General features: G+C 59.2%; 24 protein-coding genes, 1 tRNA gene and 1 pseudogene. 13 read left to right on the forward strand and 13 right to left on the reverse strand.

Features of this window, described 5'->3' with window-relative positions; genetic code table 11:
* Positions 1-83 precede the first annotated feature (83 nt).
* Positions 84-812: an amidotransferase gene (locus HU743_RS19025; RefSeq protein WP_186650518.1), complete on the forward strand. Its 729-nt coding sequence runs from the start codon at positions 84-86 to the stop codon at positions 810-812.
* A 69-nt stretch (positions 813-881) separates the two neighbouring features.
* Here HU743_RS19025 and HU743_RS19030 read toward each other — a convergent pair whose 3' ends face one another.
* The 3 genes from HU743_RS19030 to HU743_RS19040 all read right to left on the reverse strand — a co-directional run bounded on the left by HU743_RS19030 (position 882) and on the right by HU743_RS19040 (position 3,616).
* A complete protein-coding gene (locus tag HU743_RS19030) occupies positions 882-1,853 on the reverse strand; it encodes a magnesium and cobalt transport protein CorA (protein ID WP_186551602.1) in 972 nt (323 codons plus the stop codon).
* A gap of 133 nt (positions 1,854-1,986) precedes the next feature.
* Positions 1,987-2,709, reverse strand: a complete 723-nt coding sequence (locus HU743_RS19035) for a 1-acylglycerol-3-phosphate O-acyltransferase (RefSeq protein WP_186650520.1) — start codon at positions 2,707-2,709, stop codon at positions 1,987-1,989.
* Between the two features lie 217 nt (positions 2,710-2,926).
* Positions 2,927-3,616 carry a crotonase/enoyl-CoA hydratase family protein gene (locus tag HU743_RS19040; protein ID WP_186551600.1) on the reverse strand — a complete coding sequence of 230 codons (690 nt, stop codon included), beginning with the start codon at positions 3,614-3,616 and terminating at the stop codon, positions 2,927-2,929.
* Positions 3,617-3,911: 295 nt separating this feature from the next.
* Between HU743_RS19040 and HU743_RS19045 the strand changes: the two genes are divergently transcribed.
* A tRNA-Ser gene (locus tag HU743_RS19045) sits at positions 3,912-4,001 on the forward strand.
* A gap of 233 nt (positions 4,002-4,234) precedes the next feature.
* Entirely contained in the window at positions 4,235-4,555 is a 321-nt protein-coding gene (locus HU743_RS19050; protein WP_186551599.1) for a YbjQ family protein, read from the forward strand.
* On the opposite strand, the gene HU743_RS19055 is transcribed toward HU743_RS19050, so the two are convergent.
* Positions 4,556-4,906, reverse strand: a complete 351-nt coding sequence (locus HU743_RS19055; RefSeq protein WP_186551598.1) for a YceK/YidQ family lipoprotein — start codon at positions 4,904-4,906, stop codon at positions 4,556-4,558.
* 110 nt (positions 4,907-5,016) lie between these two features.
* Positions 5,017-5,295, reverse strand: coding sequence for a hypothetical protein (locus HU743_RS19060; RefSeq protein ID WP_186650522.1), 279 nt, complete (start codon positions 5,293-5,295; stop codon positions 5,017-5,019).
* Positions 5,296-5,536: 241 nt separating this feature from the next.
* On the opposite strand from HU743_RS19060, the gene HU743_RS19065 reads away from it, so the two are divergent.
* From HU743_RS19065 to HU743_RS19085, 5 genes are all read left to right on the forward strand, one after another.
* The gene (locus tag HU743_RS19065) at positions 5,537-5,725 is read left to right on the forward strand and encodes a hypothetical protein (RefSeq protein ID WP_186650524.1); all 189 of its coding nucleotides are present in this window, start codon (positions 5,537-5,539) and stop codon (positions 5,723-5,725) included.
* Between the two features lie 330 nt (positions 5,726-6,055).
* Entirely contained in the window at positions 6,056-6,427 is a 372-nt protein-coding gene (locus tag HU743_RS19070; protein ID WP_186622613.1) for a bacteriocin, read from the forward strand.
* Between the two features lie 135 nt (positions 6,428-6,562).
* Complete coding sequence (locus tag HU743_RS19075; RefSeq protein ID WP_186551594.1) at positions 6,563-6,985, forward strand: YMGG-like glycine zipper-containing protein; 423 nt, start codon at positions 6,563-6,565, stop codon at positions 6,983-6,985.
* A gap of 124 nt (positions 6,986-7,109) precedes the next feature.
* The gene (locus tag HU743_RS19080) at positions 7,110-7,277 is read left to right on the forward strand and encodes a hypothetical protein (RefSeq protein ID WP_186551593.1); all 168 of its coding nucleotides are present in this window, start codon (positions 7,110-7,112) and stop codon (positions 7,275-7,277) included.
* Between the two features lie 174 nt (positions 7,278-7,451).
* Complete coding sequence (locus tag HU743_RS19085) at positions 7,452-8,147, forward strand: HAD-IA family hydrolase (RefSeq protein ID WP_186650526.1); 696 nt, start codon at positions 7,452-7,454, stop codon at positions 8,145-8,147.
* Positions 8,148-8,216: 69 nt separating this feature from the next.
* Here HU743_RS19085 and HU743_RS19090 read toward each other — a convergent pair whose 3' ends face one another.
* Complete coding sequence (locus HU743_RS19090) at positions 8,217-8,963, reverse strand: 3-oxoacyl-ACP reductase family protein (protein WP_186551591.1); 747 nt, start codon at positions 8,961-8,963, stop codon at positions 8,217-8,219.
* 125 nt (positions 8,964-9,088) lie between these two features.
* On the opposite strand from HU743_RS19090, the gene HU743_RS19095 reads away from it, so the two are divergent.
* Positions 9,089-10,012, forward strand: a complete 924-nt coding sequence (locus HU743_RS19095; protein ID WP_186650528.1) for a LysR family transcriptional regulator — start codon at positions 9,089-9,091, stop codon at positions 10,010-10,012.
* Positions 10,013-10,118: 106 nt separating this feature from the next.
* Here the strand turns inward: HU743_RS19095 and HU743_RS19100 are convergent, their stop codons facing one another.
* The 3 genes from HU743_RS19100 to HU743_RS19110 form a co-directional block, all read right to left on the reverse strand.
* Positions 10,119-10,847 (reverse strand): aspartate/glutamate racemase family protein, encoded by a 729-nt coding sequence (locus tag HU743_RS19100; protein ID WP_186650530.1) that lies wholly within the window; start codon positions 10,845-10,847, stop codon positions 10,119-10,121.
* Between the two features lie 53 nt (positions 10,848-10,900).
* On the reverse strand, positions 10,901-12,433 hold the full coding sequence (locus HU743_RS19105) for an NCS1 family nucleobase:cation symporter-1 (protein ID WP_186551588.1): 1,533 nt from the start codon (positions 12,431-12,433) through the stop codon (positions 10,901-10,903).
* Positions 12,434-13,007: 574 nt separating this feature from the next.
* Positions 13,008-13,748: a phosphoadenylyl-sulfate reductase gene (locus HU743_RS19110; protein WP_186650532.1), complete on the reverse strand. Its 741-nt coding sequence runs from the start codon at positions 13,746-13,748 to the stop codon at positions 13,008-13,010.
* Positions 13,749-13,912: 164 nt separating this feature from the next.
* Between HU743_RS19110 and thrH the strand changes: the two genes are divergently transcribed.
* Positions 13,913-14,530, forward strand: coding sequence for a bifunctional phosphoserine phosphatase/homoserine phosphotransferase ThrH (gene thrH / locus HU743_RS19115; protein WP_186650534.1), 618 nt, complete (start codon positions 13,913-13,915; stop codon positions 14,528-14,530).
* Between the two features lie 272 nt (positions 14,531-14,802).
* Here the strand turns inward: thrH and pabB are convergent, their stop codons facing one another.
* The 4 genes from pabB to HU743_RS19135 form a co-directional block, all read right to left on the reverse strand.
* The gene (pabB, locus tag HU743_RS19120; protein ID WP_186650537.1) at positions 14,803-16,146 is read right to left on the reverse strand and encodes an aminodeoxychorismate synthase component I; all 1,344 of its coding nucleotides are present in this window, start codon (positions 16,144-16,146) and stop codon (positions 14,803-14,805) included.
* A 214-nt stretch (positions 16,147-16,360) separates the two neighbouring features.
* Positions 16,361-17,347 carry an alpha-L-glutamate ligase-like protein gene (locus HU743_RS19125; RefSeq protein ID WP_186551584.1) on the reverse strand — a complete coding sequence of 329 codons (987 nt, stop codon included), beginning with the start codon at positions 17,345-17,347 and terminating at the stop codon, positions 16,361-16,363.
* Positions 17,347-18,882, reverse strand: a complete 1,536-nt coding sequence (locus HU743_RS19130) for an inactive transglutaminase family protein (protein ID WP_186551583.1) — start codon at positions 18,880-18,882, stop codon at positions 17,347-17,349. Before HU743_RS19130 ends, HU743_RS19125 begins: the two co-directional genes overlap by 1 nt.
* Before the next feature lie 5 nt (positions 18,883-18,887).
* The gene (locus HU743_RS19135; RefSeq protein WP_016983749.1) at positions 18,888-19,424 is read right to left on the reverse strand and encodes an ATP-dependent zinc protease; all 537 of its coding nucleotides are present in this window, start codon (positions 19,422-19,424) and stop codon (positions 18,888-18,890) included.
* Positions 19,425-19,612: 188 nt separating this feature from the next.
* Between HU743_RS19135 and HU743_RS27460 the strand changes: the two are divergent.
* From HU743_RS27460 to prpB, 3 genes and pseudogenes are all read left to right on the forward strand, one after another.
* Positions 19,613-19,702 (forward strand): annotated as a pseudogene (locus HU743_RS27460) (metal ABC transporter ATP-binding protein); the annotation flags it as partial.
* Between the two features lie 124 nt (positions 19,703-19,826).
* Positions 19,827-20,549 (forward strand): GntR family transcriptional regulator, encoded by a 723-nt coding sequence (locus tag HU743_RS19140; RefSeq protein ID WP_186551606.1) that lies wholly within the window; start codon positions 19,827-19,829, stop codon positions 20,547-20,549.
* On the forward strand, positions 20,546-21,439 hold the full coding sequence (gene prpB / locus HU743_RS19145; RefSeq protein WP_186551582.1) for a methylisocitrate lyase: 894 nt from the start codon (positions 20,546-20,548) through the stop codon (positions 21,437-21,439). The genes HU743_RS19140 and prpB overlap by 4 nt, the downstream gene beginning before the upstream one ends.
* The last annotated feature ends 27 nt before the right edge of the window (positions 21,440-21,466 follow it).

The raw sequence follows: 21,466 nt of genomic DNA on the forward strand, positions 1-21,466 counted from the left end.
GCACTGCGGGGCTTGCCTTGCCAGGGTGTTTCAGGGCAGGCTCTGAGGTGTTCATTATTCCCATCACGTGTCAGGTATTTTTTATGTCGCTACGCATCTGCATACTCGAGACCGACATCCTGCGTCCGGAACTGGTCGACCAATATCAGGGTTACGGGCAGATGTTTCAGCGCCTGTTCTCGCAGCAACCGATTGCCGCCGAGTTCACCGTCTACAACGTGATGCAGGGCCACTACCCGAGCGACGACCTGAGCTTCGACGCGTACCTGGTCACCGGCAGCAAGGCCGATTCATTCGGCACGGATCCGTGGATTCAGACCCTCAAGCAATACCTGCTGGCGCGTTACGAGCGTGGCGACAAACTGCTCGGCGTATGCTTCGGTCATCAGTTGCTGGCGCTGCTGCTCGGTGGCAAGAGCGAACGTGCGACGCAAGGCTGGGGCGTCGGTACCCACAACTACAAACTCGCAGCCAAGGCGCCATGGATGAGTCCGGTGCGTGAAGAGCTGACGCTGCTGATCAGCCATCAGGACCAAGTCACGGCGCTGCCGGAGAACGCCACGGTGATTGCGTCCAGCGATTTCTGCCCGTTCGCCGCGTATCACATCAACGATCAGGTGCTGTGCTTCCAGGGGCACCCGGAATTCATTCATGACTATTCACGGGCGCTGCTGGATTTGCGTCAGGAAGCGCTGGGTGCGCAGATTTACAGCAACGGCGTCGCCAGCCTGGAACAGGAGCATCATGGCGCTACGGTTGCGGAATGGATGATGCGGTTTGTGGCGCACAAGCCAGAAGCTGTTCAGCACTAAAAGGGCCTGCTCCCACAATCCCTGTGGGAGCGAGCCTGCTCGCGAATCGCCCAGGCAACGCGGTCACTGCTACAACCACCCCGACCGCTTGAAACTCGCCCAAAGACTCACACAGCCCACCGCAATAAACCCCAGCACGCCGAAATAGCCGTAATGCCAGGTCAGCTCCGGCATGTTCTCGAAGTTCATCCCGTAAATCCCCGCCACCGCCGTGGGAAACGCCAGAATCGCCGCCCACGCCGCGAACTTGCGCTGCACCACGCTTTGCCGTGACGCCTCGAGCAACACGCCAATCTCGATGGTCTGGCTGGCGATGTCGGCCAGCGTACTGAGGTCCTCCATCTGCCGCGTCACATGGATCTGCACGTCGCGGAAATAGGGGCGCATGTTCTTGTCGATGAACGGGAAGCTGAGCTTCTGCAGTTCTTCGCCAATTTCTACCATTGGCGCTGCGTACCGGCGCAGGCGCACGACATCGCGGCGCAGGCCATGGAGCTTTTGAATGTCACGCTCGTTGAGCGCGCTGCACAGCACGTTGCGCTCCAGTTCATCAATCTCGGCATGAATGGCTTCGCCCACGGGCTGATAGTTCTCGATGACGAAATCGAGCAGCGCATAGAGCACGAAATCTTCCCCATGCTCCAACAGCAACGGACGTGCCTCACAACGTTGGCGGACTTGAGCGTATGAGGCAGAGTGGCCGTTGCGTGCGGTAATGATGTAGCCCTTACCGGCGAAGATATGCGTTTCGATGAACTGCAAAACGCCGTTTTCACGAACGGGCGAATAGGTAACGATAAACAAAGCGTCGCCAAAGGTTTCCAGCTTTGGCCGGCTGTGTTTCTCCAGCGCATCTTCGATGGCCAGTTCATGCAGGTTGAACTGACGTTGCAGGTTGAACAGTTCCTGCGCGTCCGGCTCTTCAAGACCGATCCAGACAAAGTGACCGGGTTTGGCGGCCCAGGCAGCGCCTTCATCCAGCGTGATATTGGTGACTTTCTTTCCCGCGCTGTAGACCGCAGCAGCAACAACTCGACCCATGGTGGTGATTCACTTCTTCTTGGCAGGTGACAGGAATACAAGGCTTCAGCTTAGCCGTGTCGCTGCTTCAGAGTCAGTGAAATCTGTACAGTTCAGTGGGCAAAAGAAAACCCGCACAGGGCGGGTTTGGTTTTCAGGCGGCTTGCAGTTGGCGATCCATCGATTCGATGCATTCGCGCATCTGTTCGCGGCAACGCTCTATCAGCATCGGCATGTCATCCATGGTCAATCCGACTGTAGGAATCGCCGGTAGCGAACGTATGAGAACGTCGCCGCTGCGCCAGCGATTCAGGCGCATGTGCTTGATGTAGCTGCTGACGCACACCGGAACGATCGGCACACCGGCGGCAATCGCCATCTGGAACGCGCCTTTCTTGAATGGCAGCAGCTCCTCACCGAGGTTACGCGTGCCTTCCGGGAACACCCAAATGGAAGTCTCTTCGTTCTGCAGGGTATGGGTGGTGGTCAGCATCGACTGCCGCGCCTTGTGCGCATTGCCGCGGTCGATCAACACATTGCCCGCCAGCCAGAACAACTGCCCGAACAGCGGCACCCACTTCAAGCTCTTTTTGCCGATGCACACGGTGCGCCGCGGCACCACGTTGCCGAACACAAACAGATCGTAGTTGGACTGATGATTGGCGATGATCACGCAGCTGTCGGGTTTGTTCAGCAAACCACCGACGTCGGATTTCACCCGCAGACGCAAAATGCACATCGCCGGAAGCGCGTAGAGGCGGGCGCACAGTCGACTGTTGTCAGGATTGAACGGGCGGCACACGCCGAGGATCACGCCGAGCACCCCAGCCAGAACAAAGTGCAGGCCCATCAATAACATACGAAACACGAACAGCATTTTCAGGCCCCACCGGGACAAAAGGTGGCGCAGTGTACGGATGTGCACTGTTTTCGGCAATTGCCGCTATAGACTCCGGAGATGGCCGATGTTTAAGCGCATGTTTCTAAATTGAAAGGCAGACCTGTCCTAGAGCTGTCGCTGCCTTTTAAATCCCGCGGGCAAGAAAAAGCCCGACACGACGGTCGGGCTTTTCCTATACGCATGGGCCCAGGCTTTAACCCAGATGCTCCTGGTCGAGGATGATCGCATTATCCAGCGTGTCCAGCAGCGCCTTGCGCACTTTCAGCTTGGTGTTTTTGTGCGCTGTCATGTTGATCTTCTTCAACTGACGAGCCGCGGCGAGGGCGGCGCCTTGCAGCTCCTCGGCCGACACCACCTTGTCGAGGAAGCCGGCATCTACCGCACTGTGCGGATCGAACATCTCACCATTGATCACCGAACGGTGGAAGGCCGAGCGACGCAGACGATCACGCGCCAGCTCGATGCCGGCGTGGTGCATGGTCATACCGATCTGCACTTCGTTCAGACCGATGCTGAACGGACCCTCGACGCCGATGCGGTAGTCGGCCGACAGCAGAATGAATGCCCCCTTGGCCACGGCATGACCAGGGCAGGCGACAATCACCGGGAATGGGTGAGACAACAGACGACGCGCCAGGGTCGAACCGGCGGTCACCAGCGATACCGCTTCCTTAGGGCCGGCGGTCATCACCTTGAGATCGTAGCCGCCAGACAAAATGCCGGGCTGACCCGTGATGATCACCACGGCGCGATCCGTCACGGCCTGATCCAGCGCCGCGTTGAAGGCCGCAATCACGTCCGGGGAGATGGCATTGACCTTACCGTTGTTCAGGGTCAGGGTCGCGATACCGTCTTCGAGGTGGTAGGAAATCAACTCACTCATGACGCTATTCCTTGTAAGAAAGATGGGCAGACGTTACCCACCGCCGCCAGTCAGGTAAAGCGCCGTGACTGACCCTCCGGTCACCCTTTTTCGGCTCATCCCGTGTGGTGCGCCATTCTGCTTCTCTATAGAGGCACGTCGCTCACCGAAGAATGGCCGGTTTGCCATGGCCCTCGGTGGCGGCCCTCCGGGTATTCTCTTAAGCACATGAAAATTCTAAAAAAAAGTTTGCCATCGGAAAAGCTTTCGACTACATTAGCGCGCCTCGACAGACAGAACATGTTTGCAGAGATACGGTGAAGTGTCCGAGTGGCTTAAGGAGCACGCCTGGAAAGTGTGTATACAGGAAACTGTATCGAGAGTTCGAATCTCTCCTTCACCGCCACATTCAGTAAACACAAACCCCTGATTTTCCTAGAGAAAGTCGGGGGTTTGTGGTTTTTGGTGTTTGGAAAAGAGCGCTGCATGCTTGGATCGGATGTGCTTCTGTTGTTCCTCGATCATGAGTCGCACGCCGGTTGCAAACGCAGAGTGGAACAAATGCCTTTCCGAGCGCCCGGCGATAGACTCCAAACACGGCTGTTTCGGCTTCACATTTTTTGTAAAAGGACGACTTCCATGATCATTTCCACCACTCACTCCGTTGAAGGACGTGAAATCACCGCCTATCTGGATATTGTCAGCGCCGAATCGGTGCAAGGCGTCAATGTGATCCGTGATCTGTTCGCCGGCATGCGCGACTTTTTTGGTGGCCGGTCGCAAACGCTCGAACGGGCTTTGAAGGAGGCGCGCGTGCAGGCGACCGACGAACTCAAGGAACGCGCGCGCGCGTTGCAGGCGGATGCAGTGGTCGGGGTGGATTTCGAGATCAGCATGCCGGCGGGCAAGGGCGGCATGGTGGTGGTGTTTGTGACCGGTACGGCGGTGAAGTTGCGCTGATCACCTGGCGGTCGTTTGCGCCTGATAGATTTCGATGTTGCCGTGTTTCACCTGTTGATACGCGGTGTACGGCAGAACCAGCGTATCGGCCAGGCCGGAGACTGCCAGATCAAGCAGAACCAGCGGCGCGGCGGGGCGACCGGCGAAACCTTTCTGCGGTAACTCAGGCGCGTGCAGTGTGCAGAAGTCGTAACCGATACCGCTGTAGATTCGGGAAATCGAATCGCAGTGGGTCTGGCGCTTTTTCAGGTCTTCGCCCGCGATGGAGTCTTCCTGGAAAACACTGCTGATCGTTCCGCATCCACTGATCGTGAGAGCCATGCAGAGCAAGGCAGCGGTTTTTAGCATCATGTTGGCAATCCTTGGCAGCGAGACGAGGATGCCAGATTAGCTGACTCGGGAAGGTCTTCGCCATAAGCGGCGAAGCCCATCCGTTCAAAGGATGGGCTTATTGCCGACGATCAGCCTTGTGGTTTGAGAATGACCGTGCCTCTGGAGTCATAGGTCAACGGTGTATCGATAGCGACCAAGGTCGGCGTGCCGCCAGATTGAGCCGGTTGCGCGGGTTCGCTCGGATGATAGATGACGCCTGGCTGCAAAATCGGTTTATCCGGGTACTTGATGGTGATTTCACCCGAGGCGATCTTGTCCTTGAGTTTTTCCGCGGCGGCTTTGCCGGCGGCGATCTGCTCATCCGTGAGCTTGACGACTGGCAGGTTGGGGGATCCGTTGATTTGCATGTTCTCTCCTTGAGATTCATTTGTAGGAAAAAGGGCAGCGGCCATTTGCTGAAAATCTTTAGCGGAGAAAGACCAGAGGTTGTAAGGGCGCGTGTTGAATGGCGGCACATCCATTCGTCGGGATCAGTCAGCATGAACAACGAGTCCAGGAATGACCGACTAGTCTCAAAAGCCTTGGAGGTCGATATTTTTCAGGCAAAGCGGTTTGCCGGTGTCGGCCCCATTGCGGAGGGGAGAGGCTATGACAGGTCCGTATATCGAAGACGATGGCGCTGAGTTTTCATTCAACAACTGCGTGCGCTGCGGGCAGACGGAGTATCAGTCGGGTTTTGGCGAAGATCCGGTGAGCAATGGAAAAATTCGCTCTACAGCTCCGAAAGGGCCGAAAGCGAAGTTTCTGCCCAAGGTCACGGCAAGGAAAGGAAGGTGATTTCGCCCGGTAACCCCGTCATTGAACGGGGTTTTTTATGGACGCAAGCCTACGGGTGGAAACGCCTGGCAACCGTTGACATTTATATGGGTTTTTTTTCACAAACTTTTCACGTGGGTCAACGTAGGGTGAAGCCATCCGTTAGAAAGCAAGTCTCCAGCCCGTCTCCCCAGCGGGCTTTTTTTTGCCTGGCATAAAACCTTTTCCACAATCGCTGTCCAACCCGGCGCCAAGTGCACGCGGATCTTTTGATTTCGTCTGGACTTTTGTGTGTCGAGAGCATTAAATCCCGGCCCGTTTTGTCATCCCAATTTTTTTGAGGTTTTCGTCATGCGTTTAACACTGCCCGCTGTGGTTCTTGGCCTTCTGGTTGCTCAAGGTGCGATGGCCGCCGGCGATGGCACCGCGGCACTGGGTGGCGGCCTGGGCGGCGCGCTGGGTAATGTCGTCGGCCAGAAAATGGGCGGCAGCACCGGTGCTGCGATTGGTGCCGGTGTCGCGGGCGCTGCGGGCAGCGCGGTCGCTGCACGCAAAGGCAGCCGCACCAAGGCAGCCATCGGTGGTGGCGTCGGCGCGGCCGGCGGTTCGGTGATTGGTCACAGCCTCGGTGGCAAAAATGGCGCGACCATTGGCGCGGGCCTGGGCGGTGCAGCCGGCGGTGCGGTGGGCAGCAATCTGGGCAAAGGCCACAAGGGCCACTGAGACGGATCTTCTGTCAGAAAAAGCCCGACTCGATGTCGGGCTTTTTCATGGGTGAACGTTTCTTCATAAATCATCTCCAATTCACATACGCCCCGCTTGGGCGGACTGTCCCGATTCGGGAACTGAGAGGTTCATATGCGATTGTCATTATCTGCACTGTTTTTCGGCTTGTTCGTGGCGCAGGGCGCGATGGCTGCCGGGGACGGCACTGCTGCCGTAGGCGGTGGTCTCGGTGGTGCGCTGGGTAATGTGGTTGGCGGACAGCTCGGCGGAAGCACGGGCGCGGCGGTCGGCGCAGGTGTCGGCGGCGCGGCGGGCGGTGCCCTTGGCGCGAACAAACGTAATCGCACCGAAGCGGCGATTGGTGGCGGCCTCGGTGCCGCGGGCGGCTCGGTCGTCGGCAACAGCCTCGGTGGCTCTACCGGTTCGACCATTGGTGCAGGCTTGGGTGGTGCTGCGGGTGGTGCGGTCGGGAACAACTTGGGTGACGACGACGGCGGATCCCACTCCGGTGGACACAAGCACAAGCATAAGTACAAAAACAAACACAAGAACTGACATTATTGAATCAACGGAAACCCGGCCTGGCGCCGGGTTTTTCGTGTGTGGCCGTTGGAATGAGGAACGATTGGCGGTAGGGCTTTTCGAACGTCATACATCCCATACGATCAAGAGGTTCGCCATGACTCCTGAAACCGAAGGCAAGGAAGAAAAAGGCCCGAGCGGCGTGCCGTTTATCAACGATCCGGAAAAGATCAACGATCCGGGTAATGAAGATCCGGGTTCGCTGATGGATGACGCGACGGTGCCGTTGATCGAGGAGGATGAAGATGACGAGGATGAACAGTAAGCCTTTTCCGGTGGCAATGTTTAGCTGAGTTCTGCCAATCGGATAACGCGGATAGAGGGGCATTGCCCGTTGCCCTAGGTCCATCCTCCTCGCTATGCTGCTGAACCCATTAATCAGATCCGAGTTGCGGCACTTTGCATGTCGCCCGGGATGTCTTTGATAACGGATCCGATGATGAATGCACCGCTGAAGGCGTTCGGCCCGATCAAGGCCGTGATTTTCGATATGGACGGGTTGTTGCTGGACACGGAGGGCATTTACACCGAGGTCACCTCCATCATCGCCGGGCGTTACGGGCGAACCTTCGACTGGAGCGTCAAGCAGAACATCATTGGTCGCGGTGCCAGCGATCTAGCCAATTACGTGGTGCAAGCGCTTGAGCTACCGATCACCCCGGAAGAGTTTCTGACGATCCGCGAGCCGCTGATGCGCGAGCGTTTTCCAATGGCTCAGGCAATGCCGGGGGCCGAGGCGCTGGTGCGTCACCTCAAGGCGAACGACATTCCGATTGCGGTCGGCACCAGTTCGTCACGCCAGTCGTTCGGCCAGAAAACCACCTTGCACCGCGACTGGTTTGCGCTGTTCGATTTCATCGTCACGGCGGACGATCCGGAAGTCGGCGCGGCCAAACCGGCGCCGGATATCTTCCTTACCGCTGCCCGGCGTCTGGGTGTCGCGCCGAAGGATTGCCTGGTGTTCGAGGATTCGCCGTTTGGTGTCACCGCAGCAAAAGCGGCCGGTATGACCGCGATCGCCATCCCTGACGCGGCGATGGCCGATGAAAAATACGCCCACGCTGACGGCATTCTTCGCTCGCTGAAAGCCTTCACCCCAAGCGCGTTCGGCTTGCCGGCGCTGGAATGGGCTTGACCCTCAACGGAAAAAACGCCGCCCTTTGTAGCACGAAGGGCGGCGTTTTTTTTGCGGTTTAAAAACTAATCAGGCGCCGAAACCACCGTCGATGGTCAGGCTGGCCCCGGTGATATAGCCGGCTTCCGGCCCGGCCAGATACGCTACGAAACTGGCAATTTCATCGGCGGTGCCGTAACGGCCCACGGCCATGAGGGGAATCAGGCTTTCGGCGAAGTCACCGTGTGCCGGGTTCATGTCGGTGTCAACCGGGCCGGGCTGCACATTGTTGATGGTGATGCCCCGTGGGCCGAGATCGCGAGCCAGGCCCTTGGTCAGACCGACCAGTGCCGATTTGCTCATTGCATATACGCCGCCACCGCCGAATGGCATGCGGTCGGCGTTGGTGCTGCCGATGTTGATGATCCGCGAACCTTCGCCCATGTGTTTCGCCGCTTCCTGCGAAGCGATGAACACGCTGCGCACGTTGATCGCCAGCGTCTGATCGAAGTCTTCCAGTTTGAACTCTTCCAGCGGTGCGATGGCCAGTACGCCGGCGTTGTTGACCAGAATATCCAGGCGGCCAAACGCTTCGACCGTGGCGCTGACGGCGTGGCGGATCGCGTCGGCATCGGCGCTGTCGGCCTTGATCGCCAAGGCTTTGCCACCATTGCCAGTGATGCTGTTTTGCAGTTCTTCAGCTTTTGCCGCCGAGCTGACATAGGTGAAGGCTACCGCGGCGCCTTCAGCAGCAAGGCGTTTGACGATGGCCGCGCCGATACCGCGCGAACCGCCTTGAATCAGAGCGACTTTGCCGCTGAAGTTTTGAGTGGTCATCTTCGATCTCCAAATGTTCAAGGCGGGATGCCCTGTTGTTGCAGCCGAGTATCGACCTGTTACCGACAACCGTGTAGACCCTGATTGCTATAGTCTGTGTAAACCAGAAGTTTATAGTGGCGCTCATGGAAACCTTCAGCAGTATCGAATGCTTCGTGCGCAGTGCCGAAGTCGGCAGTTTTGCCGAAGCGGCGCGACGCCTGAGCCTGACGCCGGCCGCGGTCGGCAAAAGCGTGGCGAAGCTGGAAGCCCGACTAGGGGTGCGACTGTTTCAGCGCAGTACCCGCAGCCTGACACTGACCGAAGCCGGGCAGCGCTTTTTGACGGAGGTCAGCGCGAGCCTGACTACGATCCAGAATGCCGTGGCCAATCTGGCCAGCGCCGAAGGGCAACCTGCCGGGTCGTTAAAAGTCAGCATGGGCACGGTGTTCGGACGTTTGTATATCGTGCCGCTGCTCGGTGAGTTTTTGCGTCGCTACCCGGCGATCAACCCGGACTGGCACTTCGATAATCGCCAGGTCGACCTGATCGGGCAGGGCTTCGACGCAGCCATCGGCGGCGGCTTCGAACTGCCACCGGGTGTGGTGGCGCGCAGGCTGACCGCGGCCCATCGGGTACTGGTGGCGTCAAAGGATTATCTGCACAGCCATGCGCCGATCAGCCATCCCGATGATCTCGCCCGACACGACGGGATTCTGATTCGCTCACCGCAAACCGGGCGCGTACGCTCCTGGCAACTGACCCACCGCGATCAGCAGCATAACCCGTTGACGTTAAAGCTGCGGATGACCATGAGCGATTCCGAAGCAGCCTGCGCGACGGCAGCGCAAGGTTTGGGGATTGCCCTGGTGAGCATGCCGTTCGCCGTTGGGTATCTGGAGGCGGGGACGTTGCAGCGGGTGTTGCCGGACTGGTTTGTCGATGATGGCAACATCTCGATCTATTACGCCGAGCACAAACTCCTGCCTGGCAAGACTCGCGCGTTTGTCGATTTCGTTATCGAGCAGTTTGCCGAGCAGGGCTTGGCGCGGCGGTTTAGTGCTGTTTGAGCAAGGCTTGGGACTTGGTTGCGGCCATCGCGAGCAGGCTCACTCCTACATTTGGAATGCGTTCCCCTGTAGGAGTGAGCCTGCTCGCGATGAACGATGACACGGTCTATCGAGCAAACCGCCCCGGCCAGCCAACAATGTTCTTCGGCCGCGGCGTCGCATAGGTGCGCACCTTGGACGTCGACAAGTTCAAGCGCACCAGCGCTTCGGCAATCGTCACCGCCGCCGTCACGCCATCCACCACCGGCACTCCGGTGCGTCGACGAATCTGCTCGTCCAGCCCGGCCATGCCGCCGCAACCCAGGCATATCACTTCTGCCTTGTCCTGCGTTACCGCCAGTTCGGCCTGGTGCACAATCGCTTCCAGCGCGCGCTGCGGCTCGTGTTCCAGCTCCAGCACGGCCAGGCCGCTGGCCCGCACCGAGGCACAGCGATCCCACAGGCCGGAGAGTTTCAGGCGATCCTCGATCAGCGGCACGGTGCGATCCAGCGTGGTCACTACCGAATAGGCATGGCCGAGGAACATCGCCGTGCTGGCGGCGGCGTCGGTGATGTCCACCACCGGCACGTTGAGCAATTCCTGCAGGCCCTCGCGGCCGTGTTCGCCGTAGCCAGCCTGAATCACGGCATCGAATGGCTGATCGTAGGACATCACGCGATCCATTACGGCGATGGCGGCCAGGTAGCTTTCGAAATTGCCTTCGATCGACTCGGCGCCGAAGTATGGCGTCAGGCCGACGATTTCCGTACCGGGTGAGGCGACGGCCTGCGCCGAACGGGCGATGGCATCGGTGATGGATTCGGTGGTATTGACGTTGACCACGAGAATGCGCATGGAAAATCCTTATTGCGGGCAGTTTTGCGGCCCGAAACCGGGCCGCGAGGAAATTAATGGCAGACGTTATCGACCGCGATGGCTTCGCCGCTGACATCGGCGTAGTGCGGCTGACGTTTGGCAATGATCAGATACAGCATGCCGGCGATTCCGGCGCCGATCAGCCAGGAAAATGGCGAAACGCTGTGGAAGCCCGGGACCAATGCCAGGACGATGGCGATCAACGCAGCAGGAATAAACGCCGCCACCGCGCGGAAATTGACGCCGCGACTGTAGTAATAAGCACCGTGTGGCGCTTCGCTGTAGAGCTGTGGCACATGGATCCGGCCTTTGCGGATCAGCCAGTAGTCAACCATGATCACTCCGTACAGCGGGCCGAGCAGAGCGCCCAGGCCGGACAGGAAATACACGATCACCAACGGACTGTTGTAGAGATTCCACGGCAGGATCAACACGGCGATGGTCGCGCTGATCAGCCCGGCGCGGCGGAAGGTCAGGTATTTCGGCGCCAGATTACTGAGCACGAACGCCGGGGCGACGAAGTTCGCCATGATGTTCACCGCGACGGTGACGATCAGGAACGCCAGGCAACCGAGTACCAGAAAAAACGTGTTAGGAATCGAAGCGATGATCTCGGTCGGACTTTCGATGATGCGGCCGTTGATCTGGAATTGCGCGCCGCACAGCACGACGGTAATCGCGGCGAACAGCAGAATATTCACCGGCAAACCCCAGAAATTTCCCACCTGGATGGTTTTGCGGCAGGGCGACGAGCGGGCGAAGTCGCAGAAGTTGAGGATCAGCGTGCCGTAGATCGCCAGCCATAAAGCGCCGCCGGCAAAGATGTTGCGCCACATCTCACCGCCCGTCAGCGGCTCGCGGATCGACCAGGCGATGGTTGCGTTGGCCTGGAAATACATCCACGCGGCAAGGGCGGCAACCGTCAGCAAAATCACCGGGCCGGCAAAGGCTTCATAACGGCGGACCATTTCCATGCCGTAGGCGAGGATGACCAGTTGCACCAGCCAGATTGCCACGAAGCACACCCAACCCAATGTCGACAGACCGAGGATCGAGTTGTGGTCGTATTCAGCGAAGCCGGGATGCACGGCGGTCAGCAACACACGAAACACCACCGAGGCCAGATAGGTCTGGATGCCGAACCAGGCGATGGCGATAACCGCCCGGATCAGTGCAGGAATCTGCGCGCCGTGGATGCCGAAACTGATGCGGCTGATCACTGGAAACGGCACGCCGGTCTTCTGGCCCATGTACCCGGACAGGTTCATGAAGAAGTACACCAGCGCCGCGCCGATCCCCAACGACAACAGAATCTGCCAGCCGCCCAGGCCCAGCGCATACAGGCCGATGGCGAACGAATAATTGGCGATGTTGTGCACATCGTTGGTCCACAGGGCAAAGATGCTGTATTTGCCCCAGCGTCGACCTTCGGCCTTGGTCGGCGCCAGGTCGCTGTTGTGCAGGCGCGGACTCAGCGGCTCGTCCACCCCGTCATGGGGCAACGGTTGGTCAAGTGTGGAGGACGGCAGATTCAGCGCGATGTTGTTCGAAAGACTTGTACGCATTCCGGCAGGCTCCTGATGCTCAGGGCCGCGATGACTGTGCATGAGCCGCCAGGCTCGACAAATCTTCGTCGCGGCAATGAAACATCGCAGGTTAGGGGCATCTGCAGCCTGTACGGGATAGGGCGCTTCAGGCGTGCGGATCGAAAGTGTGTGCATGTTTTGCGGTTTTGTATACAAAACATGTATGCACTTAAGCCAGATCTGTGCCAGTTGCGAATCTATGGGCGGCCGTACTCATTTCGAAAAGTTATCGAGGCGCGGTAAGTTGCTGAAAAAATGGAAATTTAAATTGACCGAATGAACAGGTTAATTTTTTCAGGGAAAAATTTCGGGGGCAGGCGAGGGCGGGAATCTTTTGAAAGGCGTGTAACTTTTCAGGGCGTGAAAACAAAAAGTGCACACATAAATGGCACCGATGGTGACATTTGTGTGTACACATTTTTCGCGTCGCTCGAGATTACTGTAGGAGTGAGCCTGCTCGCGATAGCGCTGTATCAGCAAGACCCATCTCAGCTGACACAGCGCTATCGCGAGCAGGCTCACTCCTACACAGGGAAATCAGCGCGGCTGAGGACTAGACCTTGCTCTTGCTGATGATGTTCCCCGCATGCAACCCGCACTCTTTCTGCGTCGCTTCTTCCCACCACCACCGGCCTTCGCGCTCATGCTGGTTCGGCAGGACCGGGCGGGTGCAGGGCTCGCAGCCGATGCTGATGAAGCCGCGCTCATGCAGGCTGTTGTACGGCAATTCCAGCATACGGATGTAGCCCCAGATCTCTTCGCTGGTCATCTGCGCCAGTGGGTTGAACTTGTACAGGGTGCGTTCCGGCGTCGAGAACGCGGTGTCGATTTCCAGCACAGCTACAGCGCTACGGGTGCCCGGGCTCTGGTCGCGGCGCTGGCCGGTGGCCCAGGCTTTGACGCCGGACAGTTTGCGCCGCAGCGGTTCGATCTTGCGGATGCCGCAGCATTCGCCGTGGCCGTCGCGGTAGAAACTGAACAGGCCTTTTTCCTTCACGAACGGTTCCAGTTTCGCGTGGTCCGGCGAGACGATTTCGATGTCGATCTTGTAGTGCTCACGTACCTGTTCGATAAATCGGTAGGTCTCGGGGTGCAGACGACCAGTGTCGAGGCTGAACACTTTGACGTTTTTGTTGAGCTTCCAGGCCATGTCCACCAGCACCACATCCTCGGCGCCGCTGAAAGAGATCCACAGGTCATCGCCGAACTCGGCAAACGCCAGTTTGAGGATGTCTTGGGCGGATTTATTGGCATAGGTCGTGGCGAGTTCCACGACGTCGAACGTTGGGCTCATCAGGGCGGCTTCCTACAGGTCGGTGGCGCTGGGCGCTCTATATGGCGACGATGGTAACAAAAAGCTGCCGCGCCCGGGGCGTCCCGTGCGTTGCGCCCGTCAGGTGCAGGCGCTAGAGTTCGGCCTCGCTCGACTCAAATAATCACTACAAACGGGAGTGTCTTGTGGAAATTGCTTGCCTGGATCTTGAAGGGGTATTGGTACCGGAAATCTGGATCGCCTTCGCCGAAAAAACCGGAATCGAATCCCTCAAGGCCACCACCCGGGACATTCCCGATTACGACGTGCTGATGAAGCAGCGTCTGCGCATTCTCGATGAACACGGCCTGAAACTGTCGGACATCCAGGAAGTGATCGCCACGCTGCAGCCGCTGGAGGGTGCCGTGGAATTCGTCAACTGGCTGCGCGAGCGCTTCCAGGTGGTGATTCTCTCGGACACCTTCTATGAGTTCTCGCAGCCGCTGATGCGCCAACTGGGCTTTCCGACCTTGCTCTGCCATCGGTTGATCACTGACGAAACCGGGCGGGTGACCAGCTATCAGTTACGCCAGAAAGATCCCAAGCGCCAGTCGGTGCTGGCGTTCAAGAGCCTGTATTACCGGGTGATTGCAGCGGGCGATTCGTACAACGACACGACGATGCTGGGTGAGGCGGACGCGGGGATTCTGTTTCATGCGCCGGAGAATGTTATTCGTGAATTCCCGCAGTTTCCGGCGGTGCATACGTTTGCCGAGCTGAAGCGGGAGTTCCTCAAAGCCTCAAGCCGCGACCTCAGCTTGTAACTGATACTTGTGGCGAGGGATCAGAGGTTCTGCAGGGCGTCGAGGAGTGATGATCGTTCCCACGCTCCGCGTGGGAATGCCTCAACGGACGTTCCGCGTTCGGCTTTGGATGGGACGCGGAGCGCCCCGGGCTGCATTCCCACGCAGAGCGAGGGAACGATCAACTGATACTTGTGGCGAGGGAGCTTGCTCCCGCTCGGCTGCGCAGCAGTCGCAAAGATTTTGGGAGCGCTCCGCCCTCCAGCGGGAGCAAGCTCCCTCGCCACAAGTGGTCAGAGGTTCTGCAGGGTGTCGAGGAGAATCCGCACTTTGGTAATCGATTCCTGATACTCGGCCTGCCACTGCGAATCAGCAACGATCCCGCCGCCGCCCCAGCAGCACACCTGCGCATCCTTGACCAGCAGACTGCGAATCGCGATGGAGCTGTCCATCTCGCCGCGCACGTCGAGATACAGCAACGAACCGCAGTACAACCCACGCCGGGTTGGCTCCAGCTCATCAATGATCTGCATGGCGCGAATTTTCGGCGCGCCGGTGATCGAGCCGCCGGGGAAACTGCCGGCAATCAAATCCAGTGCGTCGCGATCATCCGCCAATTCTCCGGTCACGCTGCTGACCAAGTGGTGCACATTCGGATAGCTTTCCAGACTGAACAATTCCGGCACCCGTACCGAGCCGATGCGGCACGTGCGCCCGAGGTCGTTGCGCAACAGATCGACGATCATCAGGTTCTCCGCGCGATCCTTGGGGCTTGCCAGCAGTTCGGCGGCGTTGGCCGCGTCTTCGCCGGGCGTCAGGCCGCGGGGGCGGGTGCCTTTGATCGGGCGGGTTTCCACCTGGCGCTGGCTGACTTTGACGAAGCGTTCCGGCGACAGGCTCAGCACTGCGCCGCCGTCGGGCAGACTCTGGAAACCGGAAAAAGGGGTCGGGCAGGCTTGGCGCAGGGCGCAATAAGCCAGCCATGGATCGCCCTCGCACGGCGCGCGGAAGCGCTGGGCAAAGTTGACCTGATAGCAGTCACCGGCCTGAATGTACTGCTGAATGCGTTCGAACGCCTGACGGTATTCGTCGGCCGAGAGATCGGCGCTCATCGGTTTGTTCAGTTTGAACGGCGTCAGTGCGTCAGCCCGTGGTTGGGTGAACAGCGCCGTCAATCGCTGCTGTTCACCGGCGGCAACCGACGGATGAAAGACCAATTGGCTGGTTTGAGTCTGGTGATCGCTGATCAACGCCCAGTCGTACAGGCCAAAACGCGCTTCGGGCAATTGCAGATCATCCAGCGCCTGGCTGGGCAAGTATTCCAGATGCCGCCCGAAGTCATAGCTCAGATAACCGATCAGGCCGCCGGCGAACGGTAACTCATACCCAACCGGCAATTGCGCTTCGCCCAAACGGCCGAGGTTGTCGCGCAGGCGTTGCAGAAAATGCGCGCCGCCCTCGTCCGGCAGCACCGCCAATTGTTCCAGCGGCCAGGCGCTGAGCAGGTCATAACGGCCCCGCTCGGCACTCGGCCGACCGCTGTCGAGCAGCACGGCGCCAGGGGCGTTGCGAATGACCGCGAAGTAGTCAGCGGGATTGGCGCGGTAGGGCAGCGGGAATACGGAACAGGTCAACATGGGCGGGGCAGATCGGCCATCGAGGCGGGGGTGGGGATTGTAGTCTTCTGTAGGAATTGCTCCTAGAGGGGATGTCGGTGATTGGCAGATTGGCGGCAGGGGTATTTCTGTGGTGACTGTGAATAAGTCATCGCGAGCAGGCTCACTCCTACAGGGGAACGCTTTCCAAATGTAGGAGTGAGCCTGCTCGCGAAGGCCGCGGCTCGGTTTTGGATCAGCCCTCGACCGCAGGAATATGCCCAAACATTTCCTGTGTAAACGCCACGCGCTCGTCAACCGACTCCTTCACCCCGCGCGCTTTCAGCTCTTCCAGCCGTGCTTCAACCGCATGGGTACGCAAGGTCAGCCCGCAATCATTGGCAATCTGGATATTCAGCCCCGGCCGCGCATTCAGCTCCAGAATCAGCGGACCTTTCTCCTGATCGAGCACCATGTCGACGCCGATGTAACCCAGTCCGCACAGTTCATAGCAGCCGGCCGCGAGTTTCATGAAGCCGTCCCAGTAGGGCAGTTGCACACCGTCCACTGCGTTGGTGGTGTCGGGGTGTTTGGTGATGATGTTGTTCAGCCAGGTGCCGCGCAGGGTCAGGCCGGTGGCCAGGTCGACACCGACGCCGATGGCGCCCTGGTGCAGGTTGGCCTTGCCGCCGGACTGGCGGGTCGGCAGACGCAGCATCGCCATCACTGGATAACCCATCAGCACGATGATGCGAATGTCGGGCACGCCTTCGTAGCTGATGCTCTTGAAGATCTGGTCCGGCGTCACGCGGTACTCGATCAGTGCGCGGTCGCGGTGGCCGCCCAGCGAATACAGGCCGGTGAGGATGCTGGAAATGTGATGCTCCAGCTCTTCATGGGCGAGGATCTTGCCTGACACAGTGCGGTAGCGGCCTTCGAAACGGTCGGCGATGACAATGATGCCGTCACCGCCGGCGCCCTGGGCCGGTTTGATCACGAAGTCGCTGCGTCCGCCGATGATCTCGCCGAGCTTGTCGATTTCCTTCTCGGTGGAGATCACCCCGTACAGCTCTGGCACGTGAATGCCAGCGGCAATGGCGCGTTCCTTGGTGATGATCTTGTCGTCGACAATCGGGTACAGACTGCGCTTGTTGTACTTGAGCACGTAGTCGGCGTTACGTCGATTGATGCCCATGATGCCCCGGGCTTCCAGGGCCTTCCAGGTCTTCCAGAAACCGAACATCAGGCGTCAGCCTTCTTCAGGAAAGCCTTGAACCGCACCAGTTCGGTCAGGCGGTAGCCGCGGTAGCGACCCATCGCCAGCATGAAGCCGACCAGAATCAGCAGGATCGCCGGGAACGTGAAGACGAAATACACCAGTTCCGGCACGGTCATGATCAAGTGCGCCAGGGACGCGGCGAACAGCGTGCCGATCGCCACTTTCATCGCATGGCTGGCGCCGCGCTCTTCCCAGGTAATCGACAGGCGTTCGATGGTCATGGTCAGAATCACCATCGGGAACAGTGCCACCGACAAGCCACGTTCCAGGCCGAGCTTGTGGCTGAACAGGCTGATCGCGGCGATCAACACCACGACAAACGTCAACACCACCGACAGGCGCGGCAGCATTTGCAGCTTCAGATGCTCAAGATAGGAGCGTAACGACAGGCCCAGCGCCGTGATTACGGTGAACAGCAGAATGCCGAAGCCCAGTTGCGTTTCACGGAAGGCCAGGGCGATCAGCACCGGGGTGAACGTGCCGAGGGTCTGCAGGCCGATCAGGTTGCGCAGGATCAGGATCACCAGCACGCCGATCGGGATCATCACCATGATCATGAACGTCTGCTGGGTCTGCAGTGGCAAGCCGTACAGGGAGTATTCGAGGAAGTTGGCGTCGGTGTTTTCGTCGGTCAGCTTGGCCAGGCGAATCGCGTTCATCTCGCTGTTGTTGAGGCTGAACGTTACGTTGGCCTTCTTGCCGCCATCGACAGTGATCAGGTTTTCATCGCCGGTCCACCACAGCAGGCGGTCGGTCGGCAGGCCCTGTTCGCCGGTTTCCGGGTTGAAGTACAGCCAGTCAGTGCCATTGAAGCTGCGCAGCCACAGTTCCGGCATTTGCGGCTGATCGGCGACGAGGCGGATGGTGTGGACTTTTTCTACTGGCACGTGAGCGATGGACAGCAGCAGTTCGACGATTTTCGCTTTGTGCGCGGTGGACGGATCGCCGGCCAGCAGCAGTTTCACGTTGTCATCGTTGAGGTTGTTGACCCGCTTGATCGCTTCGCCAATGAAGGTTTCGACGTCGGCCGAATGCTGGCGAATCGGCGCGAGCAGCGCTTCGGCGGCGATTTTTTCCGGGCCTTCGATGACCATGCTGTCGCGGAAGGTCGGGCCTTTGACCTTGGATTTTTCGGCGGTGTAGCGCTTGGTCAGTACCAGGCGGTAGTAGAGCGTCTGGTTGCCTTTGGCGCGACGGGCCGACCAGGTCACCTTGCGGTTGCCGTCGACGCGGTTGACCGCGACGCCGTAGTTATTGGAGATGAAGCTTTCGTTGAGGCTGACGTAGTCGCGGCTCAGCGGCGGCACGAACATCTGGATCTTGACCGGGTCCTTGGTGCTGGCGACGAACTCGACCTTGGCGTCGATGTTCCACAGGTCGTCGGTGGCGTCTTCGGTCACCGGGATGCCGAGCACGAAAATCTGATAGGCCGTAACCGAAACGCCCAGCAGCACCAGCACGGCGATCAGGATTTTCAGGTGGAAGGTTAGAGAACGCATGGAAATTACTCGGCGGTATGAGCGGCGATGGTGCAGGCAGGTTTGCCGGCAGCGTATTTAAGACTGGGGTCGACCAGCGCGTCGAAGCGTTTCAGCGCCTCGGAGCCAATCAAAAGCGGGTATTGGAACGCACTTCGGTCGGTCAGGTTCACTTCGATGCTGCGCATGGCCGAACCCATGCAGATATCCAGCTCGATCACCGGACGGGCGGTGTATTTCTTGCCTTCTTCCGGATCGTAGTCGCCGGCGCGGCGCTTGATCTTGCTGACGCGGGCCAGTGGCCGTTCGATCGGGTGCGAATGCGCGGCATCGATGGCCAGGTAGAAGCGTACCCAGGACTCACCGTTGCGTTTGAAGCGTTTGATGTCGCGGGCGCTCAGCGAGGCGGTTTTCGCCCCGGTGTCGAGTTTGGCCGCGACTTCCAGATTGATGCCATCGAGCGAAGCGTATTCGTTGAGGCCATACACGGTTTTTTCCCCCGCGGCGGCGAGGCCGGGCAGGCAAAACAGTGCGAAAAATGTCGGGAAAGGCTTGAGTCTCATAAATCCTGGTGCGCAGCGTTCCGTGGTCGGTTGGGGCACCTGACACAGCGTGCGCAGGTCCCTTCGTGTGCCTTTCAGCTTTTTATGACAAGCCTGTAAATGGCCAGCAAATGCGGGCGGCATTCTAGCACGGTGGTTTTATGGCGCCAGCGCTTGCGCCGTCCCGTCACCCTTGAGCAGATACCCCTGTGGGAGCGAGCCTGCTCGCGAAGGCGCAATATCAGTCAGCATCTGTTTCGAATGACACACCGCCTTCGCGAGCAGGCTCGCTCCCACAGGGGGTAAGCGAACAGTTGGCTGCGGTTATTAGACGATTGTCGACAATACCTAATTATCCTTTGACGGATGCGGGCTAATTAGCTAGTTTTTGCCGCATTGGATATCAAGGTGTCGACAATCATGCTGGATCAACTCGATCCCCCAGTCATCAGCGGCGAAGATACCGAGACGCTTTCGGAAAACGTCTTCCGGCGCATTCAGGCCGCTATCGTCAAAGGTGAAATCGCCCCGGGCAGCAAGATTTCCGAGCCGGAGCTGGCGCGCACCTACGGCATCAGCCGCGGACCGTTGCGTGAGGCGATTCATCGCCTGGAGGGCCAGCGCCTGCTGGTGCGTGTGCCGCACGTCGGCGCGCGGGTGGTGTCGCTCAACCATGCCGAATTGATCGAACTCTACGAAATCCGCGAATCTCTCGAAGGCATGGCCTGCCGCCTGGCGGCCGAACGCATGAGCGTAGAAGAAATCGATGAGCTGCGCCGGGTGCTGGAAACCCACGAGCGCGACGCAGCGTTTCAGGCCGGTGTCGGCTACTACCAGCAGGAAGGCGATTTCGACTTCCACTACCGGATCATCCAGGGCAGCGGTAATCGCACGCTGACGCAGATGCTTTGCGGTGAGCTGTACCAACTGGTGCGCATGTACCGCATTCAGTTTTCCACCACGCCGAACCGACCGCGTCAGGCTTTCGCCGAACATCACCGGATTCTCGATGCCATCGCCGACCGTGACGGCGAGCTCGCCGAATTGCTGATGCGCCGCCATATCGGCGCCTCGAAACGCAACATCGCCCGTCATTACCAGGACGGCGCCCACAATAAGACAGCCACTGAACGAGGTGAGTCATGAGTTCCAGACTGAACACGCCAGGCCAGCGTTTCCGCGATGCGGTCGCCAGCGAGCATCCATTGCAAGTGGTCGGTGCGATCAACGCCAACCACGCGCTGCTGGCCAAGCGCGCCGGTTTCAAGGCGATCTACCTGTCCGGTGGCGGGGTGGCCGCAGGTTCGCTCGGCGTGCCGGATCTGGGCATCACCGGTCTCGATGACGTCTTGACGGACGTGCGGCGCATTACCGACGTTTGCGACCTGCCGCTGCTGGTAGACGTCGACACCGGTTTCGGCTCGTCAGCGTTCAACGTCGCGCGCACCGTCAAATCGATGATCAAGTTCGGCGCGGCGGCGATTCATATTGAAGATCAGGTCGGCGCCAAGCGCTGTGGCCATCGCCCGAACAAAGAGATCGTCAGCCAGCAGGAAATGGTCGATCGCATCAAAGCCGCGGTCGATGCGCGCACCGACGACAGCTTTGTGATCATGGCGCGCACCGACGCGCTGGCGGTGGAAGGCCTGGAATCGGCGCTGGATCGCGCGGCGGCGTGCATCGAAGCGGGCGCCGACATGATCTTCCCCGAGGCGATTACCGAGCTTGAGATGTACAAGCTGTTCGCCAGCCGGGTGAAAGCGCCGATCCTGGCCAACATCACCGAATTCGGCGCGACGCCGCTCTACACCACCGAGCAACTGGCTGGTGCCGACGTGTCGCTGGTGCTGTATCCGCTGTCGGCGTTTCGCGCGATGAACAAGGCCGCGGAAAACGTCTACACCGCGATCCGCCGCGACGGCACGCAACAGAATGTCATCGACACCATGCAGACTCGCATGGAGCTTTACGATCGTATTGATTACCACACGTTCGAGCAGAAGCTCGATGCGTTGTTTGCACAGAAAAAAGGCTGAACAAACCCCTGTGGGAGCGAGCCTGCT

Origin of the sequence: Pseudomonas sp. SWRI99, assembly GCF_014270125.1 — a bacterium.
GTDB lineage: Bacteria > Pseudomonadota > Gammaproteobacteria > Pseudomonadales > Pseudomonadaceae > Aquipseudomonas > Aquipseudomonas hamedanensis.

Coding starts and splice junctions, on each gene's coding strand:
- HU743_RS19025 (WP_186650518.1), top strand. CDS start 84: ATGTCGCTACGCATCTGCATACTCGAGACCGACATCCTGCGTCCGGAA.
- HU743_RS19030 (WP_186551602.1), bottom strand. CDS start 1,853: ATGGGTCGAGTTGTTGCTGCTGCGGTCTACAGCGCGGGAAAGAAAGTC.
- HU743_RS19035 (WP_186650520.1), bottom strand. CDS start 2,709: ATGCTGTTCGTGTTTCGTATGTTATTGATGGGCCTGCACTTTGTTCTG.
- HU743_RS19040 (WP_186551600.1), bottom strand. CDS start 3,616: ATGAGTGAGTTGATTTCCTACCACCTCGAAGACGGTATCGCGACCCTG.
- HU743_RS19050 (WP_186551599.1), top strand. CDS start 4,235: ATGATCATTTCCACCACTCACTCCGTTGAAGGACGTGAAATCACCGCC.
- HU743_RS19055 (WP_186551598.1), bottom strand. CDS start 4,906: ATGATGCTAAAAACCGCTGCCTTGCTCTGCATGGCTCTCACGATCAGT.
- HU743_RS19060 (WP_186650522.1), bottom strand. CDS start 5,295: ATGCAAATCAACGGATCCCCCAACCTGCCAGTCGTCAAGCTCACGGAT.
- HU743_RS19065 (WP_186650524.1), top strand. CDS start 5,537: ATGACAGGTCCGTATATCGAAGACGATGGCGCTGAGTTTTCATTCAAC.
- HU743_RS19070 (WP_186622613.1), top strand. CDS start 6,056: ATGCGTTTAACACTGCCCGCTGTGGTTCTTGGCCTTCTGGTTGCTCAA.
- HU743_RS19075 (WP_186551594.1), top strand. CDS start 6,563: ATGCGATTGTCATTATCTGCACTGTTTTTCGGCTTGTTCGTGGCGCAG.
- HU743_RS19080 (WP_186551593.1), top strand. CDS start 7,110: ATGACTCCTGAAACCGAAGGCAAGGAAGAAAAAGGCCCGAGCGGCGTG.
- HU743_RS19085 (WP_186650526.1), top strand. CDS start 7,452: ATGAATGCACCGCTGAAGGCGTTCGGCCCGATCAAGGCCGTGATTTTC.
- HU743_RS19090 (WP_186551591.1), bottom strand. CDS start 8,963: ATGACCACTCAAAACTTCAGCGGCAAAGTCGCTCTGATTCAAGGCGGT.
- HU743_RS19095 (WP_186650528.1), top strand. CDS start 9,089: ATGGAAACCTTCAGCAGTATCGAATGCTTCGTGCGCAGTGCCGAAGTC.
- HU743_RS19100 (WP_186650530.1), bottom strand. CDS start 10,847: ATGCGCATTCTCGTGGTCAACGTCAATACCACCGAATCCATCACCGAT.
- HU743_RS19105 (WP_186551588.1), bottom strand. CDS start 12,433: ATGCGTACAAGTCTTTCGAACAACATCGCGCTGAATCTGCCGTCCTCC.
- HU743_RS19110 (WP_186650532.1), bottom strand. CDS start 13,748: ATGAGCCCAACGTTCGACGTCGTGGAACTCGCCACGACCTATGCCAAT.
- pabB (WP_186650537.1), bottom strand. CDS start 16,146: ATGTTGACCTGTTCCGTATTCCCGCTGCCCTACCGCGCCAATCCCGCT.
- HU743_RS19125 (WP_186551584.1), bottom strand. CDS start 17,347: ATGTTCGGTTTCTGGAAGACCTGGAAGGCCCTGGAAGCCCGGGGCATC.
- HU743_RS19130 (WP_186551583.1), bottom strand. CDS start 18,882: ATGCGTTCTCTAACCTTCCACCTGAAAATCCTGATCGCCGTGCTGGTG.
- HU743_RS19135 (WP_016983749.1), bottom strand. CDS start 19,424: ATGAGACTCAAGCCTTTCCCGACATTTTTCGCACTGTTTTGCCTGCCC.
- prpB (WP_186551582.1), top strand. CDS start 20,546: ATGAGTTCCAGACTGAACACGCCAGGCCAGCGTTTCCGCGATGCGGTC.